This is a genomic window from Corallococcus sp. BB11-1, assembly GCF_026626625.1.
In the GTDB taxonomy this organism is placed as follows: Bacteria; Myxococcota; Myxococcia; order Myxococcales; family Myxococcaceae; genus Corallococcus; species Corallococcus soli.
Map to the genome: position 1 here is coordinate 257,875 of NZ_JAPNJY010000010.1, position 15,673 is coordinate 273,547.

Consider the following 15,673-nt stretch of genomic DNA (forward strand, 5'->3'; position numbering starts at 1 on the left):
CCTGATCGGCGGAAGCGTTGCGGCGGGAGCTGCAAAAACGACCTGCGAACCCATGAATCTTTAGGAAGTTCGCGGGCTTGTCGATTTCAAAGCGGGGGCATGAAGGCCCCTTGTGTCGGGCACTGAACGCCGTGCCTGGGCCAGGGTCGCGGCATTCCCGGAAGCCCTGGACCGGGGCCTTCCATAACAGTTTCAGGGCGGCGTGGCGGTGCACGGGAAGCCGTCGCAGCCCTGGACATACAGTGCCCGGCCCGGGAGCCTGCGAGCAGGCGCGCGGGTCCGGTCGGGCACCTCGTGACGGGCGCCGGTGCGCACGTCGAAGCGGAGCGCGGCGGGTGTGGGCGTGTCCTGGGAGGGACCGCAGCGCAGCAGGACCTCTTCCCTGCTGTCCAGCCACCACAGGAACTCCACGGCGCACGGGGCCTCCGCGCGCACGAGCGCGAGCGTGCGGGCCTCATAGACGAGGACGCCGCCGCCCCACTCCACTGCCGCCAGCACGCCGCCGGGCCCCACGGAGAGCCGGCCCCCGGTTCCCGGCACCTGCGCCTGTCCCAGCACCTTGCCGTCCGGGGCCACGGAGACGAGCTGTCCGGCGGCATCCAGCGCGATCACCCCACCCGCGTGGCCGACGAGCTCCTCGGGCGGGGTGATGTCCCCCACCTGCTGGAGCAGCCCGTCCCGCTCCCGCAGCAGATGGCCTCCAGCGGCCACCCACAGCGTCCGCTCCCCGTCGAAGGCGAGCGCGGTGACGCCTGGAAACTCCAGCCGGAAGCGCTTGCCCTTCTCGCCACAGACGGCGACGACGCGGGGGCCGAACACCGCCGCGCGCGAAGCGTCCGGCGCCACGGCCCAGCCCAGGCGCGTGGCCCCGGCGAGCTGCCGCGACAGACAGTCATTGAGCGCGCCCAGGTGCGCGTCCCCGGCAGGCGAGGCGATGAGGTAGGGCAGGCTGGTGGTGGCGACGTAGAGCAACAGCCCCAGGCCCGCGGCGACGACGAGCGTGAGGGGCCAGGCGAGGACGCTCACGCTGCCTGGCAGCCGTGCGCCCTTGCGTCCCGCCACCGCATGCCCATCCCGTCCGCCCACGCACGCTCCCTTCCGGACCGGAGGACAGCACAGAACCGGCGTGATGCGCTGACTTCGACGCTCGAAAGCACTGCGGACGACCGAACAGTGCTCGTCCGTTTCAAGCCCCCGGGTGGCGCTGGGCGTTCCGCAGGCCGCCGACCTGCCATGGGCCGTCTTCTTCCCCCGGGTTGCCGTGTCAGGTGAAGCACACACCTTTACGGCTCACGGGACGGGGAAAGGATTCCAGACATGCGACGCACCATCACCACCGCGGCCTTGGCCTTCAGCTTTCTGCTCTCCACCAGCGCGGTCGCCCAGCAGGTAGGCGACGGGTCGAGCCCCGGGACGACGCCCGGCTCCACCGGCACCTCCTCGGAGATGGGCACCACCGGCCAGACGGGCACCGCCGGCTCCACCGGCACGTTCACGCCGGGGACCACCAACTCCACGGGCATGCAGACCGGCAACACCGCGACAGGCACGGGCGGTTCAGGGACGGGCGTGAACCCGGTTCCCGGCACCACCGGCACCGGCACCACCGGCGGAAGCACCTCCGGCACGGGCGGCACCGGGACCAGCGGCATCGGCACGGGCTCCACCACGGGCACGGGCAGCAGCACGGACACCTACGGCACGGGCAGCACGGCGCCCTCCACCGGGACGGGCTCCTACACGTCGCCCTCCACCGGGACCAGCACGGGCACCTACGGGGGCTCGGGCACCGGGAGCACCGGCACCATCGGCGGCACCGGCACGGGCACCACGGGCTCCACCGCGCCCGGCACCGACAGCACCGGAACCTCCATCAACCCCGGCGGCACGGGGGCGGGCGGCACCGGCACCAGTGGCGGCACGACCGGCGGCGTGGGCGGCTCCGGCAGCAACATTGGCGGGGTGGGCGGCACCGGCACCAGCGGCTCCGGCGGCACCATGGGCGGCGTGGGCGGCACTGGCACCAGCGGCTCCAATGGGACGTCGGGCGGCACCGTGGTCGGCAACTAACCATCTTTCCGCAAGCCCCTCATGACGGCGCGGCCGCCAGCACTTCGCTGGCGGCCGCGGTCGTGTCTGTCTTTACTTCGGCGCATCCAGCGCCGCCATGGCCCGGCCCACGTACTCCATCAACTTCGGGTCGCGGCCCTGGCGCTCGGCCACCTGGGGCTCCTGCTGGTGCAGCGTGTTGAGCGACTTCTCGATGCCGGGGTTGCCGCCCGTGAAGGCGCGGACCAGCTCACGCCAGCGCGTGGCCAGCGCCCGCACCGGCTCGGCCGCGGGGTCGGTGCCCTTCTCCAGCTCCTCGCGCATGCGGGCGATGAGGCGGGGCCACTCGGCCTCCACTTCCTTGATGGCGTCCTCGCCCATCGCCTGGCGACGGGCCTCCAATTCCTTCAACTGCTCCGGGGTGTAGTACTTCTCGAACATGGCCATGGCCTCGATGGTCTGGAGGAAGTCGTCGGCGGAGACGGGCTCCGCCGCGCGCAGCTGCCGTGCGAGGGTGTCCAGGCGTTCGCAGAGCTGGCGTTGCTCCGCCAGTTGCTCGCGTGCCCGCTGGAGCCGCAGCTCCACCACGCGCAGGGCGGAGAAGTCCGCCCGGCCCAGCGTCCCGGAGATCTCCTCCAACGAGAACCCGAGCTGCTTGAGCGACAGGATGTGACTCAGGCGGGCGATGTCCGCCGCCGTGTAGAGCCGGTGCCCCGACGCCGTGTGCGCCGAGGGTTTCAGCAAGCCAATCTCGTCGTAGTGGTGCAGCGCGCGGACGGACAGCCCCGTGCGCCGGGCCAGCTCCCCGACCTTCAGTTCCGTGTGCTGCATGCCTCACCCCTTTCCAGTCACCGTGCCACTTCCGTGACTGGAGGTGATGGGTACAACCTCACGTCGCGTGAGGTGCAAGGGGGAAAAACAGGACGCAGCCGCTCGGGACGGGACGAAGCCCTCTCCCAGCCAGAGCGACTCGCCTCACTGGAAAGCCATCCAGGCCTGTCACTCCAATGACAGGTCTGGATGAACCCGCGACGGGAAGCTCACGCGGCTGCGGGCGTGAGCATCTTTGTCGCATCCACACGCCACGGCGCGCCGCCCTGGGGCATGACCGCGATGCTCGCGGCGGCCGGGTACGCCGGCGTGGTGGCGAAGTCCAGCGAGTTCAGATCGATCATCGTGAGGATCCCGCTGAACGCAGACATGAAGTAGTACTTGAGATTGGTGTGGTCGCGGACGCTCGTCCACATCGTGTAGTCGCCGTACGTGGTCGTGGACGAGGAGGGCATGGTGTCGGGGGTGCCCGTCGTGGACGGCGAGTTCTTCACCGTCTCCAGCAGCATCCCGTACGGCGTCCCCATACAGATCTGCGTGAGCTGCAGCGCGACCATGACCGCGGTCTGCTCGGGTCCGGCGAAGCCGGGCGGGTTCTTCGACGGCGGCGTCGTCGGGAAGACGCCTGGCGCCGGCAGCCAGCCCGTACCGTCCGCCGGGAGCTGGCTGATGCCCTGGGAGAGGATGGTGGCCCTGACGAACCGCGAGGCGGACAGCGAGTCTCCGGGCAGTCCGACCAGACCGCCTCCGACGGGATTGCCAGCACCCGAGGTGGAGGTGGCAGTGCCGACGAGCGTCAGGTTGAAGTAGTTCTGGACGTTCGTCAGCTGCCAGTCGTAGGTCGGCCAGTTGGTCATGACGCCGTTGGTACACTTGTAGATTTGGGGCGTGCCGTTGATGAACTCGATGACGGCGCTCTGACCGGTGTTGTCCGTCACGATGTAGTGCAGCGGGACATAGAACTGCGCGCCCGGCGCAGGCCCGACGACGATGATGTTCGGGAGGGCTGACAGGAAGTCCGTGACCGACGCGAAGTTGCCGAGGATCCACGCGGGAAAATCCAGGAACGAGACCTGATTTTTCGGCGTCCCAGCCCCAGTCCCCAGGGGGCCGTACTGGGTACCCGGGGCGAGCCACAGCGCTCCGACGGACAGCCCCTGGCTGTTGATGCCGTCATTGAAGGTCGGCAGGGATTGCCAGCCGCTCCCCGACGGGGCGATCCCCACGAAACCATAAGGATTGGTCCAACGGAGCGTCGTCCATCCCTGGGCCGCCGAGCCGGGAGTGGCCGGCGTCAGCGGCCAGGGCTGCTTGCTTGGCATGACGTAGACGCTCTGCGCAATCTCTCCCGGCATCTCCAGCGCCCTCGCGCTCACGAACATCCGCGACGTGTCTGGGGAACTCAGCCCGGGATTGGCGGGGACGCTGATCATCAGATTCGTGCACATTCTGAGGCCTCTCTGGGTGGTGTTTCACCGCGATGCGCGATGCCTCAGCGTATGTTCGAGCATCCCGCCCCGCACGGGAATCGCAGTGATTCCAGTCAAAGCCGGCTAGGCCGCTCAATCATGGAATGAAAAGGGACCCACCCAGAAAGACGAAGCGTGTCTTGGTGGAATTGAGTGGCCTTAATAGAAATACATATAAGTCGAAGATTCCGTTTGCGTATGCGAGGCGATGGTGGGTGTCCTCGGACACGCTCGACCCGGGCATGGCCTGCGTTCGTACCGCAGTCCAAGGACCTCCAGGTTCAGGAATCCCTGGGCGGAGGAGGGGGTCGCCAACGGCCGAGCGGTGTTGATAGGGTCGCTACCGGTCCGGCGATGGCCGCCGGCTCCCGCGCACCACCAGGAGGCTTCCCAGATGAACCTGCCACTTGTCGCCGTCGCGGTCCCTGCCCTCCTCTCGCGGGCGCTCGTCAGCTGAGTCGGTTCGAAGCACCTTCCGCCGCAGCGCGAGCCCCCTGTCCGCCAGGCGTCCCGGAGTCGTCCGGCACGCCCAGGCACCGCTCTGCCCGGAGTCTCCCTCGTGTCACTTGAATCCCTTGGCTGGGGTCCTGATTTCGACCTCGCGTTGTCCACCGCGCAGTCCACCTCCTCCGTCTCCCTCGTCCCCGGCCGCGTCGTGCGCCAGCACCGGGGCCTGCTCACCGTCCAGACCTCCAGCCGGGCCCTCCTCGCCCGCGCCGCCGGGCGGCTGCTCCACCAGGCGGAGAGCGCCGAAGCGCTGCCCACCATTGGCGACTGGGTGCTGTTGCAGCCGCCGTCGTCCGGTGACGGCGAGGCGCTGATGCAGGCCGTGCTGCCCCGCCGCAGCGTCCTCAAGCGGCGCGAGGCGGGCAGCGAACACGACGGGCAGCTCATCGCCGCCAACGTGGACGTGGTGTTCCTCGTCGTGGGCCTGGACGGCAACTTCAACCCGCGCCGCATCGAACGGGCCCTCACCCTGGCCTGGAACAGCGGCGCCACCCCCGTCGTCCTCCTGAGCAAGGCGGACCTCGCGGAGGACGCGGCCGCGCGCGTCCTGGAGGTGCAGGCCCTGGCCCCCGGCGTGGACGTGCTCGCGGTGAGCGCGAAGGCGGGCCTGGGCGTCGAGGAGGTGCGCGCGCGCATCCCCGCCGCGAAGACGGGCGTGCTGCTGGGCTCGTCGGGCGTGGGCAAGTCCACGCTCGCCAACCGCCTGCTGGACGCCGCGCGGCTCGTCACCCAGCCGGTGCGGGCGGAGGACGACAAGGGCCGGCACACCACCACGCACCGCGAATTGTTCGTGCTGGACCACGGCGGGCTCGTCATCGACGGGCCCGGCATGCGCGAGCTGGGGCTGTGGGGCGAGGACGAGAAGGTGTCCCTGGCCCAGGCCTTCGCGGACGTCTTCGCGCTGGCGGAGGGCTGCCGCTTCAACGACTGCGGACACCGGAATGAACCGGGGTGCGCGGTGACGGCGGCGGTCCAGGCCGGCACGCTCCCCGAGGAGCGGCGCGCCAACTTCGAGAAGCTCCTGCGCGAGCAGTCCTTCACCGCCCGTCAGGTGGACGCCGCCGCGCAGCGGGAACACAAGCGCACCCAGCGCAAGCAGACGCTGGAGGGCTCGCAGCGGGGCCGCGCGAAGCGGCGCGGCGAATAGACAGACACCCCAGGGCACGGCGCGGAGCCAACTCCTTTCGCGCCGTGGCCCTGGCGGGTGACTTCTCAGAGCCCGGGGTTTGTTTCGGGCACCGCGCCGGGCGGCGGCAGCGGCGGCGGGGTCGGCGTGGACGGCACGGCCTCCGGGGTCTCGGCGGCGGGCGTGCGGCCCGGCGCCCCCAGGGGCATGCCCGGCGTCGGCAGCCCGCTCTGGTCGTCCGCGACGCAGGCGTAGGCCACCGTGCGCGAGCCCACGAGCAGCAGGGGCGCCAACGCGCCGTAGCCCGCGCAGGCGCTCTGCTCGTCTTCCGTCCGGTCGCCTCCGGCGCACACCGCCCCGCCAATCAGGCCGCCGACGAGCACGAGGCCCGCCTGGATGAAGAAGTCCGTGGGGGTCACCCGGCTCTGCGCCCAGGCCACGCCGTTCCTGCACTCGCTGCCGGGCGACTTGGACAGGGGCACCAGCCCCGCCGCCGTGAACCACTGCCGGTCCTCGTGGTGCCGGCCCTGCTCAGGTCGCAGGTTCGTGGTGACGTGGGTCCGGTAACAGCCCGTCTGCCCCAACATCAGCGCAGCCAACGACACCGCGACCGCGTGTGCCTTCCGCATGAGTGCCCCCATCCCGGTGAGAGGCCGCGTCGACACGCGGCCAGGGCCCGTGCCTAGCCCGAAGCGGCGGGTCGCGGGAAGAGGGACGGCGCGACGCACCGGCGAAGCAGGACGACCGCCTTCAGCCGTCCTTGCCGTCCGGGTTCGACGTGCCCAGCTTGCGCAGCTTCGCGGCGAAGGGGCTCTCGCCGTTCACCGGCAGGGGGCCTCCCGCCATGCGCTGGCGGCGGTCCATCGCGAGGGGCCCTTCCGCGGGGCCCTCCAGCGCTTCCTTCTCGAAGCGGTCCTGTCCGCCCAGCACGCGCCCCACGGGGCGGGACGACCTGACACGGCGGTTGGGATCCACGGACATGGCGTTGACCTCCAGGTGACGCCCCCGTTCTACCGCGCTTCGCCCCCGGGTGCATCCCACCCCCGGGGGTCCTCCAGCGCGCCGCCGATGTGCCGGAGCACCCGCGCCGCCAGGTCCACGTCGATGAGGCGCGCGTCCCAGGTGCAGGTGAGCGTCATCACCTTGCCGGGCACCAGCGCCCCGTCCTCCACCACCGGCACGTCGCGCACCTTCCCCGGGGCCAGCAGCAGCGGCACGCGGGTGTAGGGCACCATCGCGACGAAGCCCTGCTCCAGGCCCAGCGAGCCCAGGTTCGTCACCGCCACGGAGCCGAACGGGTCCACGGGCATGCCCACCCGCCGCAGGTTCACGTTCAGCCCGTACCAGACGAACGACAGCAGCCGCAGCGCGGGGCCCATCAGCCAGCCGGGCAGCAGCGACGAGCGGCGCTTGCCCCGTTCAATCTCCACGTCCTCGCGCGCCCGCACCCGCGACACCTTCGCCTCCAGCGCGTCCGCCAGGGCCTCCAATGGCATCGCATCCGCGCGGTGCACGGTGGCGGTGGTCAGGTCCACCCGCGAGGAGCCCTGCGCCGGCTGCACCACCAGCACGCAGACGCCCACGTCCCGCCGCTGCCAGGGGCGGTGGCCGCGCAGCACGACGTTGGCGTCGGGGTGGAGGCGCAGCGCGTCCGCGGCGGCCTTCGCCACCAGGTGCGTCACCGTCAGCCGCCGGCCCGTCCGTGTCCGGTGCGCGGCCATGAACGCGAGGGCCGGCTCCATGCGCAGCTCCAGCGACGCATACGCGGAGGGGTCCCGGGGCGCGCGCCACGTGCCCAGCGCGAGCTTGCGAAAGGCACTGGCGGGCGGCGCGGGGATGAGGTCCAGGTTCATGCGGGCTTCACGCGCATCGCACGCGGGTGGACGGCGCGCAACCGGGGGGCGCTGCGCGGGGCGGGCCACCCCTGTTAGACAGCAGGGCCGCGAAGTCCTCCCCTCCCCCACGCCCCGAGGCCCATCCGCATGAGCACTCTCGCCCTGGTCCTGTCCCTGGCCCTGCAGGCCGCGCCGCCCGCGAAGACGCCCCCCAAGCCCCCGGCCCCCACCGAGGAGAAGAAGGCCCCGGCGACGCAGGCCGAGGACGTCATCGCCGCCACCCAGGCGTGGCATGCGCAGCGGTTGCAGGAGCTGTCGACGGAGGACGGCTGGCTGACGCTGGTGGGGCTCACCTGGCTGAAGGAGGGCGCGCAGACGGCGGGCTCCGCGCCCGACAGTGGGGTGCGCCTGCCCGCGTCGGTGCCGGCGAAGGCGGGCTCCTTCGTGCGCGAGGGCAACACCGTGCGCTTCCAGCCGGCGGCGGGCGTGGTCTTCACGCGGGAGGGGAAGCCCTTCACGGGGGGCGCGCTGAAGACAGACGAGCAGGGCGCGCCGGACGTGCTGCGCCTGGGCAGCGTGAACTTCCAGGTCATCCAGCGGGGCGACAAGCTGGGCGTGCGGGTGAAGGATTCGGAGGCCCCGGCGCGCAGGCAGTTCCACGGCATTCCCATGTACACGCCCAGCGCGGCGTGGAAGGTGGAGGCCCGGCTGGTGCCGGACTCCGCGTCACGCACCATCACCGTCCCCAACGTGCTGGGCATGCAGGATCAGCTGCCGTCGCCCGGAGCGCTCGTGTTCACCGTGGCGGGCAAGGAGTACCGCCTGCTGCCGGTGCAGGACGAGGGCTCGGAGGAGCTGTTCATCATCTTCGGCGACGAGACGAACCGCGACACCACCTACGGCGCCGGCCGCTTCCTCTCCGCGCCCCTGCCGGATGCGAGCGGGCGCGTCGTGCTGGACTTCAACCGCGCCTACAACCCGCCGTGCGCCTTCTCCGCGTTCGCCACCTGCCCGCTGCCGCCCCGCGGCAACCGTCTGGCATTGCGCGTGGAAGCCGGTGAGAAGCGCGCGGGCGGTCACTGAGGACTCCACGGCACCTCGCCCCTTCCAGCCCCGACCATGCCCACCGCGACGCCTTCTCTCCCCTTCGAACTCGCGGTCCTGACCGCTTCCGCCATTGCATCCAACGCGTCACTGATGGACCGACTCGTGCTCAAGGGAGGCAATGCCCTGCAACTGATCCACCGACTGGGGGCACGCGCATCCCTGGATCTGGACTATTCGATGGAAGGTGACGTCGAGGATGCGGATGCATTGGGACGCGAGTTGGAAGCAGCATTGTCAGCGCGCTTCTCCGACGCGGGGTATGCGTTCATGGACTTCCGTTTTGGTCCCAAGCCCTCTACTTCCGGGCCAGGGGTGACCTGGGGCGGCTATCACGCGGAGTTCAAGGTCCTGAGCGTCGCGGCGATGAACCGCATGGAACAGGAGCTGCGTCGGCGCGAAGCCAGGAAGGGCGCCGTCCCCAGCGCAGCTCAATTGCATGAGCTGTACAGGCGCAGTGCGCCCAGGCGAACCATCGATATCAGCAAGTTCGAATTCTGCCAGGGCAGCACCGAAGCGGAGCTCTCCAACGGTCAGCGCTGCTCCGTCTACACGCCCGCGATGATCGCCGCCGAGAAGCTCCGCGCCCTCTGCCAGCAGATGGACGAATACGAGCAGAGGAAGAACCCTGCCAGCCGTGCACGCGACTTCTATGACCTCCACGCCTGCATCCATTACGCGCAGGTGGACCTGACCGGGCACTCCGCCTTGATGAAGGGCATCTTCGCAGCCAAGGAGGTCCCCCTTGCGCTTCTGAGATTGCTTCGCGAGGAGCGCCACCGGGAGTTTCATCGGCGGAGCTGGTCCGCCGTGGAGGCAGCGGTCACCGGCGAAGCGTTGGAACCCTTCGACTTCTATTTCGATTTCGTCTGCAAGGAAGTCGGGCGACTACAAGCCGCGGGGATGGTGTAGCCGCCAGCCCGGGTCGTACACGAGCCCCTTGAGCCCGTAGGCCAGATAGAAGTCATGGTGCAGCCCCAGAGCCTTCAAGGGTCTCAGCGCTTCTTGCGCGAAGCCTGCGCGCTCCATGTAGAACCCCAGGGCCTGGTGATACGGGTAGACGTAGTTCAGTTGTGCGAGCGTCTGGAGCAACACGTCCACATCCACCCGCCCCTGCTCGTGCGCGCGTCGAAAGCACCCAAGGACCTCTTCGACGCCTCCCGCATAGTTGGGCCGGACCGTGAGGTCGATCAGGGTGCGCTCGATTCCTGTCGCGGGCAGGAACTCTCCCTCTGGCGTCGGTACGTCCTCCACCCCCAACGCTCCGGTGTTCTTGCCGCTGAGCAGGACGGCCCGGTAGATGTCGAAGTGAAAGACGTAGGTCGAAGCGCGCTGCTTTCCCTTGAAGGCCCGATCAATGGCCTCCTGGGTGAGGCCGCCCTTTGGCGGGGGCTTCGGGCTCTGCTCCTTGTTGACGTAGATGACCTTGGAGAACTGTTCGGTCAGCCCGTGGAGCTGCGCCGCTGTTCCGTGTGAGAGATAGGCAGCAGGACGCAGGGACAGCGCCACCGCATGGGGGGAGGCCTGCTCCCAGACGTAGCGGGTCACGACTTCGCCGGCGTCCGAGGACAGGCGCACCACGGAAAGCTGTTTTGAGTCCGTGAGGAACTGGATGAAGCCGGCCAGCCTGACCGAGGCCGGGAGTCGCCATGCCCCACGGTGGCGCTGGAGCATCGCCGTAAGGGCCGGGCGCGAATAGACCCGACTGGCCTCCTCCTGGAAGGCCGTGGTGATGGGCCCGGCGGCAAGCTCCAGTCGTGTTTTTCGGGGCATATCAAGCGTCTGCCCAGGTATATATACCTGGGCAGACGCTTGTTTCCAGGCCAAGTAGCTGGAAACGCCACCGCCCGCCTCCCTGGGGGAAGCGGGCGGCGTGGGGCTGCGGACCCTGAACGGCGGGCTCAGACCTGAATGGTCTTCTCCAGCTCCGCCAGACGGAAGCGCGCCAGCGCCAGGTTCGCGCTCGCGCGGTGCAGCGCGATGTAGAGGAACAGCCCGTCGCGCGCCGCGAGCGGCCGGATGATGTGGTACTGCTCGCCGAGGGTGATGAGGATGTCCTCGATGCGGTCCTTGATGCCCAGCATCTGCATCGTCTTCATCTTGGCGCGCACCACCTCCGTGTTGCCCGCCGCCGCCGCCTCGACGTTGAACCCCGCGGAACCGGCGCTGCCCAGGGTCATGCCGCTCTTCGCATCGGCCAGACAGACCGCGAAGGCCCCGTCAATCTTCAGAGCTTCTTCCAGCGCCTGCTTCACGTTCGCCATTGCTTCACTTTCCAGAAGGAGAGGGGGGACCTGCGACTGCGGGGCTGCGGATCGCGGTGCTTCGGCTGGCGGCGACGCGACGGACGCCAGCTCATCCAGCTTGAAGGTCATCTGACTGGAGTAGGAGCGCGGCTGCGGCACGAAGAGGGCCTGCACCTCCGTCAACCCCAGCAGCGCGTCCAGCTGACCGCCCAGGTGCCGGCACAGCAGCTCGCGCAGCGTGTCGCGCTCCACCAGGCCCCAGGCCACCAGCGTCTCGCAGAAGTTGCCGCCGCTCTTGCGGCACTCCGCCATCACCTGCTCGACGTCTTCCCGGCTCACCAGCCGCGCGTCGATCAACGCCGTGGAGAAGCTGCGCGCCCCGGGCCCGGTGAGCACCGTCCACGCCACCTTGCGCTCCACCACGAAGATGCGGCCGGAGACCGTGGTGGACTTCACCACCACCTCCCCTCCCAGCTTGCTCTCCAGGGCCTCGTGCAGCACGGCACGCACAACCTGTCGCGGCGGGGAGGTCACGGTTCGAGATGCCAGGTTCATGAAGGGGGGTCCGATGCCACCGCGCGGGGGGAGCGCGTCCGAGTCGCTTCGGACCGGACTATAAACAGCACCATCAAATAATCGCAACTCAGGCGGAAAAATCAGGGAACTGGTGACGTCCCTGGGGTACGGGAAACCCACTAAAGATGTTTTCGACCCCTCCTTCAAGCTGCATTTGAAGGAACAATCCCAAATCAACGGAAAGACAACCCTGGGGGTCACGGCGCAGTGCGTCGGCCGGGGTGGGTTGGCCGGCTGACAATCCAAGCGCCGGGGTTGCCTGGGGAAGCGGGCCGGCAGGCCCCGGGGCGCCCTGTTCGCCGTGAACATTCCAGGCCCCCGGGTGCGCGCGGCACCCCGAGGGCCTGGGTCTTGTCGTCCGGTGGCGTAGGGGCGCGAGCCGGCCTTCAGTGCATGGGCGGGGCGCGGTCCACGTTGGACTCGGCGGCCTGGGCCGAGCCGATGCGCGGCGCGATGCCGTTCTTCACCTGACGCAGCAGCGCGGCGCTGAAGGCCTCCAGGTCGTCCGGCTTGCGGGAGGTGATGAGGTTGCCGTCCTCCACCACCTCGCGGTCCACCCAGCGCGCGTTGGCGTTGATGAGGTCCGTCTTGATGGAGGGGAACGACGTGACGGTGTGGCCGTCCGCGATGTCCGCCTCCACCAGCATCCACGGCCCGTGGCAGATGGCGGCGATGGGCTTGTCCGCCTTGAAGAAGTCGCGCACGAAGCCGACCATCTTGATGTCCATGCGCAGGTGGTCCGGGGAATAGCCGCCGGGCACCACGAGCGCGTCGAAGTCGGCGGCCTTCAGGTCCTTCACCGCCTGCTCCGTCGTGACTTCCGACCCCTTCTTTCCCTTGAGGACCTTGCCTGCCTCCACGCCGATGAGGACGGCCTCATGTCCCGCCTGTTTCACCTTCTCGACGGGGACGCTGAGCTCCGAGTCCTCGAAGTCGTTGGCCACGATGAATGCGATGCGCGCCATGGAACCGCCTCCTGCTGGGCGAAGATGTGGATGAACCCGCCCGAGCAAGGTGCCCACGAAGGGGACCAAGACAACGCCGCCCGGGGTCGCTCCCCCCGGCGAGGTGCGCCCGCCTGCCCCCCTTCCAGGTCCCTGGCGCGCGTTCACTGACGTTTTCGCGCATCCGCCGCCGGAGCACGCCGCCCCCAGGCGCTAGATTCCCCCGCATGCGCTCCCGACGCCTGCTGCTGTCCGCCCTCGTCGTGCTCACCGCCTCCGCCTCCGCCTGCCGCAAGAGCCAGGCGCAGGGCACCGCCTCCCCCGCGGACTGCATCCTGGTGGAGGACGGCTGGGGACCGGACGGCACCGTGCCCCTCACCGTGGACGTGGTGGCCGAAGGGCTGGAGGTCCCCTGGGGCGTGGCCTTCCTGCCAGGCGGGGATGCGCTCGTCACCGAGCGGCCAGGCCGGGTGCGGCTGCTGAAGGGTGGCGCGCTGCAGCCCCAGCCCGTGGCCACGGTGCCCATCGCGAAGAGCAGCGAGGGGGGCCTGCTGGGCATCGCCGCGCACCCGGACTTCGCGACGAACCGCCAGTTCTACCTGTACGTCACCACGGACGCGGACGGGAAGGCGCAGAACCGGGTGGAGCGCTGGACGCTGTCGCCGGAGGGCACGCGCGCGACGTTCGAGCGGGTCATCCTGGGCGACATCCCGTCCGCGACCTACCACGACGGCGGACGGCTGCGCTTCGGGCCGGACGGCATGCTGTACGTGGGCACCGGCGACGCACGCGAGCCGGACCTCTCCCAGGACCCGGCGAGCACCGCGGGCAAGCTGCTGCGCCTGACGCCCGACGGCGCCGTGCCCCGGGACAATCCCTTTCCAAACTCCCCCACCTTCCTGCTGGGCGTGCGCAACACGCAAGGCTTTGACTGGAAGGACGCGGCCACGCTGTACCTCACCGACCACGGCCCCAGCGGCGAGACGCTGCGCCGCGCGCACGACGAGGTGAGCGTGGTGAAGGCGGGCGACAACCTGGGCTGGCCCGGCATCTATTCGTGCGAGACGCAGGACGGGCGCGTCACCCCGTCGCTCACCTTCGACGACGCGATGCCCCCGGGCGGCGCCGCCGTGTACACCGGCACCGCGATTCCCGAGTGGAAGGACTCCCTGCTCGTGGGCACGCTGGGCTCCCGGCACCTGCACCGGGTGGTGTTCGACGCGCAGTCCCCGCGCCGGGTGGCGAAGCACGAAGTCTACCTGCGCGACACCCACGGCCGCCTGCGCGACGTGCTCATGGGCCCCGACGGCCACCTGTACGTCACCACCAGCAACTGCGACGGCCGGGGCGACTGCGGCCCGCGCAAGGACCTGCTGCTGCGCATCCGGCGCTGACGCCGGGTCAGGTGACGCTTTCGGCGCTGTAGCGGGCCAGCAGGCCGGTGCGCACCGCGTAGCGGTAGACCCACTGGAAGACCAGGCCCGCCAGCACGATGTCCAGCACCGCGAGCCCCAGGCCCCAGCCCAGCATGGCGCCGGAGAACTCCCCTCCGGCCACCAGCGTGCGCACGCCTTCAAAGACATACGACGGGGGCAGCGCGCGCGACACCCACTGCATCCACTCCGGCAGCGTGGACAGGGGGTAGAAGACCCCCACGAAGGGCGACAGCAGGCTGGGGATGGGCCAGACGAACCACTCCGCCGCCGGCCCCAGGCGCAGCACCAGCGCGCTGCCGAGGATGCCCAGCGCGATGCCGAACAGGAAGAGGATGAGGATGAAGGGCACGAACATCACGCCGTAGGCGGCGAAGGACAGGCCGAACACCGTGGTGGACAGCAGGAGCATCACGAGCAACCCGATGGCGCTCGTCGCGATGCTCGTCAGCACCAGGCCGCTCACGTACTCCGCCAGGGTGAGCGGCGCGGCGAAGACGTTGAGGAAGTTGCGGGACCAGACGTCCTCGAAGAACCCCATGGTCATGCCCTGCATCACCCGCGCGAAGAAGTCCCACAGCAGCACCGCGCCCAGCAGCGCCGGCACGAAGTCGTAGCCGCGCGAAGCGACGCTGTTGAGGTAGCGGGTCATGAACCCCCACAGCACCATGTCGATGGCCACGAACGCGAACAGCGGCACGACGCGCGCGAAGTTGCCCTTGTAGAGATAGAACTGGCGCAGGGCGACGCCCGCGATGCGGCTGGCTTTCATGGGGCCGGGTGCCTTTCCAGGGCCAGGGGTTCGTTCGCCACGGCGATGAACAGCTCCTCCAGCGTCTTGTGGCCGTGCTCGCCGGGCAGCGTCCTGGGGTCTCCCTGGAGCAGCACCCTGCCGCGCGACATGAAGAGGACGCGGTCACAGACGGCCTCCACTTCATACATGTTGTGGGACGTCCACAGCACGCCGCTGTCGCCCTGCGCCGCGAACGCGCGGATGCGCTCGCGGATGTCCACCGCCGTGGCCGGGTCCAGCGACGCGGTGGGTTCGTCCAGGAGCAGCAGGCGCGGCTGGTTGAGCATGGCCTTGGCCAGCGAAACACGCGTCTGCTCGCCGGAGGACAGCACGCCGCACTTGGTGTCCCGGAAGCGCTGGAGGTCGTACTCGGTGAGCAGCGCTTCAATGCGGGCGGACAGGCCCTCCACGCCGTAGATGAGGCCGAAGACGCGCAGGTTCTGCGCCACGGTGAGGTTGCCGGGCAGGGGCGCGTAGACGGCGGCGAAGTTGGTGCGCTCCAGCGCCTGCACCCGGCGGGAGGCCAGGTCCACGCCCTCGATGTGGATGGTGCCGGAGGTGGGCTCCAGTACGCCCAGGAGCATGTTGATGGTGGTGCTCTTGCCCGCGCCGTTGGGCCCGAGCAGGCCCACCACCTCCCGGCGCCCGACCTGGAAGGTGATGCCGTCCACGGCCATGCGGTCGCCGTAGGCCTTGCGCAGCGCTGAGACGGAGAGCACCGGGGGTGCGGTGGAGGTGGGGGTCGTCACGGTCGTTGCTG

General features: G+C 69.8%; 16 protein-coding genes. 5 read left to right on the plus strand and 11 right to left on the minus strand.

Annotated features, from left to right (window positions below):
- Positions 1-192: 192 nt before the first annotated feature.
- Positions 193-1,062, minus strand: coding sequence for a hypothetical protein (locus tag OV207_RS11115; RefSeq protein ID WP_267554819.1), 870 nt, complete (start codon positions 1,060-1,062; stop codon positions 193-195).
- Positions 1,063-1,317: 255 nt separating this feature from the next.
- Between OV207_RS11115 and OV207_RS11120 the strand changes: the two genes are divergently transcribed.
- Positions 1,318-2,070 (plus strand): hypothetical protein, encoded by a 753-nt coding sequence (locus OV207_RS11120; protein WP_267554821.1) that lies wholly within the window; start codon positions 1,318-1,320, stop codon positions 2,068-2,070.
- A gap of 72 nt (positions 2,071-2,142) precedes the next feature.
- Here OV207_RS11120 and OV207_RS11125 read toward each other — a convergent pair whose 3' ends face one another.
- Together OV207_RS11125 and OV207_RS11130 are read right to left on the minus strand one after the other, a co-directional pair.
- Entirely contained in the window at positions 2,143-2,880 is a 738-nt protein-coding gene (locus OV207_RS11125) for a MerR family transcriptional regulator (RefSeq protein WP_267554822.1), read from the minus strand.
- A 209-nt stretch (positions 2,881-3,089) separates the two neighbouring features.
- Positions 3,090-4,328: a linear amide C-N hydrolase gene (locus OV207_RS11130; RefSeq protein WP_267554824.1), complete on the minus strand. Its 1,239-nt coding sequence runs from the start codon at positions 4,326-4,328 to the stop codon at positions 3,090-3,092.
- Positions 4,329-4,908: 580 nt separating this feature from the next.
- Between OV207_RS11130 and rsgA the strand changes: the two genes are divergently transcribed.
- The gene (rsgA, locus tag OV207_RS11135; RefSeq protein WP_267554825.1) at positions 4,909-6,003 is read left to right on the plus strand and encodes a ribosome small subunit-dependent GTPase A; all 1,095 of its coding nucleotides are present in this window, start codon (positions 4,909-4,911) and stop codon (positions 6,001-6,003) included.
- Positions 6,004-6,068: 65 nt separating this feature from the next.
- On the opposite strand, the gene OV207_RS11140 is transcribed toward rsgA, so the two are convergent.
- The 3 genes from OV207_RS11140 to OV207_RS11150 form a co-directional block, all read right to left on the minus strand.
- Positions 6,069-6,611 carry a hypothetical protein gene (locus OV207_RS11140; RefSeq protein WP_267554826.1) on the minus strand — a complete coding sequence of 181 codons (543 nt, stop codon included), beginning with the start codon at positions 6,609-6,611 and terminating at the stop codon, positions 6,069-6,071.
- Between the two features lie 121 nt (positions 6,612-6,732).
- Positions 6,733-6,963: a hypothetical protein gene (locus OV207_RS11145; RefSeq protein WP_267554827.1), complete on the minus strand. Its 231-nt coding sequence runs from the start codon at positions 6,961-6,963 to the stop codon at positions 6,733-6,735.
- 29 nt (positions 6,964-6,992) lie between these two features.
- Positions 6,993-7,835, minus strand: coding sequence for a 2-oxo acid dehydrogenase subunit E2 (locus tag OV207_RS11150; RefSeq protein ID WP_267554828.1), 843 nt, complete (start codon positions 7,833-7,835; stop codon positions 6,993-6,995).
- A gap of 129 nt (positions 7,836-7,964) precedes the next feature.
- On the opposite strand from OV207_RS11150, the gene OV207_RS11155 reads away from it, so the two are divergent.
- Entirely contained in the window at positions 7,965-8,900 is a 936-nt protein-coding gene (locus OV207_RS11155; protein WP_267554830.1) for a DUF1684 domain-containing protein, read from the plus strand.
- A gap of 36 nt (positions 8,901-8,936) precedes the next feature.
- Complete coding sequence (locus OV207_RS11160; protein ID WP_267554831.1) at positions 8,937-9,833, plus strand: nucleotidyl transferase AbiEii/AbiGii toxin family protein; 897 nt, start codon at positions 8,937-8,939, stop codon at positions 9,831-9,833.
- Here OV207_RS11160 and OV207_RS11165 read toward each other — a convergent pair.
- From OV207_RS11165 to OV207_RS11175, 3 genes are all read right to left on the minus strand, one after another.
- On the minus strand, positions 9,810-10,694 hold the full coding sequence (locus OV207_RS11165) for a type IV toxin-antitoxin system AbiEi family antitoxin domain-containing protein (protein ID WP_267554832.1): 885 nt from the start codon (positions 10,692-10,694) through the stop codon (positions 9,810-9,812). The genes OV207_RS11160 and OV207_RS11165 overlap by 24 nt on opposite strands.
- A 128-nt stretch (positions 10,695-10,822) precedes the next feature.
- A complete protein-coding gene (locus tag OV207_RS11170) occupies positions 10,823-11,668 on the minus strand; it encodes a hypothetical protein (RefSeq protein WP_267554834.1) in 846 nt (281 codons plus the stop codon).
- Between the two features lie 461 nt (positions 11,669-12,129).
- Entirely contained in the window at positions 12,130-12,708 is a 579-nt protein-coding gene (locus tag OV207_RS11175) for a type 1 glutamine amidotransferase domain-containing protein (RefSeq protein ID WP_193428094.1), read from the minus strand.
- 206 nt (positions 12,709-12,914) lie between these two features.
- Between OV207_RS11175 and OV207_RS11180 the strand changes: the two genes are divergently transcribed.
- Positions 12,915-14,081 (plus strand): PQQ-dependent sugar dehydrogenase, encoded by a 1,167-nt coding sequence (locus OV207_RS11180; RefSeq protein ID WP_267554836.1) that lies wholly within the window; start codon positions 12,915-12,917, stop codon positions 14,079-14,081.
- Between the two features lie 7 nt (positions 14,082-14,088).
- On the opposite strand, the gene OV207_RS11185 is transcribed toward OV207_RS11180, so the two are convergent.
- Positions 14,089-14,892, minus strand: a complete 804-nt coding sequence (locus OV207_RS11185; RefSeq protein ID WP_193428096.1) for an ABC transporter permease — start codon at positions 14,890-14,892, stop codon at positions 14,089-14,091.
- Complete coding sequence (locus tag OV207_RS11190; RefSeq protein WP_267554875.1) at positions 14,889-15,590, minus strand: ABC transporter ATP-binding protein; 702 nt, start codon at positions 15,588-15,590, stop codon at positions 14,889-14,891. The genes OV207_RS11185 and OV207_RS11190 overlap by 4 nt, the downstream gene beginning before the upstream one ends.
- Between the last annotated feature and the right edge of the window lie 83 nt (positions 15,591-15,673).

Bases quoted from the DNA above. Each gene is read 5' to 3' on its own strand.
- OV207_RS11125 (WP_267554822.1), bottom strand. From the start codon at position 2,880: ATGCAGCACACGGAACTGAAGGTCGGGGAGCTGGCCCGGCGCACGGGG.
- OV207_RS11145 (WP_267554827.1), bottom strand. From the start codon at position 6,963: ATGTCCGTGGATCCCAACCGCCGTGTCAGGTCGTCCCGCCCCGTGGGG.
- OV207_RS11165 (WP_267554832.1), bottom strand. From the start codon at position 10,694: ATGCCCCGAAAAACACGACTGGAGCTTGCCGCCGGGCCCATCACCACG.
- OV207_RS11180 (WP_267554836.1), top strand. From the start codon at position 12,915: ATGCGCTCCCGACGCCTGCTGCTGTCCGCCCTCGTCGTGCTCACCGCC.
- OV207_RS11130 (WP_267554824.1), bottom strand. From the start codon at position 4,328: ATGTGCACGAATCTGATGATCAGCGTCCCCGCCAATCCCGGGCTGAGT.
- OV207_RS11155 (WP_267554830.1), top strand. From the start codon at position 7,965: ATGAGCACTCTCGCCCTGGTCCTGTCCCTGGCCCTGCAGGCCGCGCCG.
- OV207_RS11160 (WP_267554831.1), top strand. From the start codon at position 8,937: ATGCCCACCGCGACGCCTTCTCTCCCCTTCGAACTCGCGGTCCTGACC.
- OV207_RS11140 (WP_267554826.1), bottom strand. From the start codon at position 6,611: ATGCGGAAGGCACACGCGGTCGCGGTGTCGTTGGCTGCGCTGATGTTG.
- OV207_RS11120 (WP_267554821.1), top strand. From the start codon at position 1,318: ATGCGACGCACCATCACCACCGCGGCCTTGGCCTTCAGCTTTCTGCTC.
- OV207_RS11175 (WP_193428094.1), bottom strand. From the start codon at position 12,708: ATGGCGCGCATCGCATTCATCGTGGCCAACGACTTCGAGGACTCGGAG.
- OV207_RS11185 (WP_193428096.1), bottom strand. From the start codon at position 14,892: ATGAAAGCCAGCCGCATCGCGGGCGTCGCCCTGCGCCAGTTCTATCTC.
- OV207_RS11150 (WP_267554828.1), bottom strand. From the start codon at position 7,835: ATGAACCTGGACCTCATCCCCGCGCCGCCCGCCAGTGCCTTTCGCAAG.
- OV207_RS11190 (WP_267554875.1), bottom strand. From the start codon at position 15,590: ATGGCCGTGGACGGCATCACCTTCCAGGTCGGGCGCCGGGAGGTGGTG.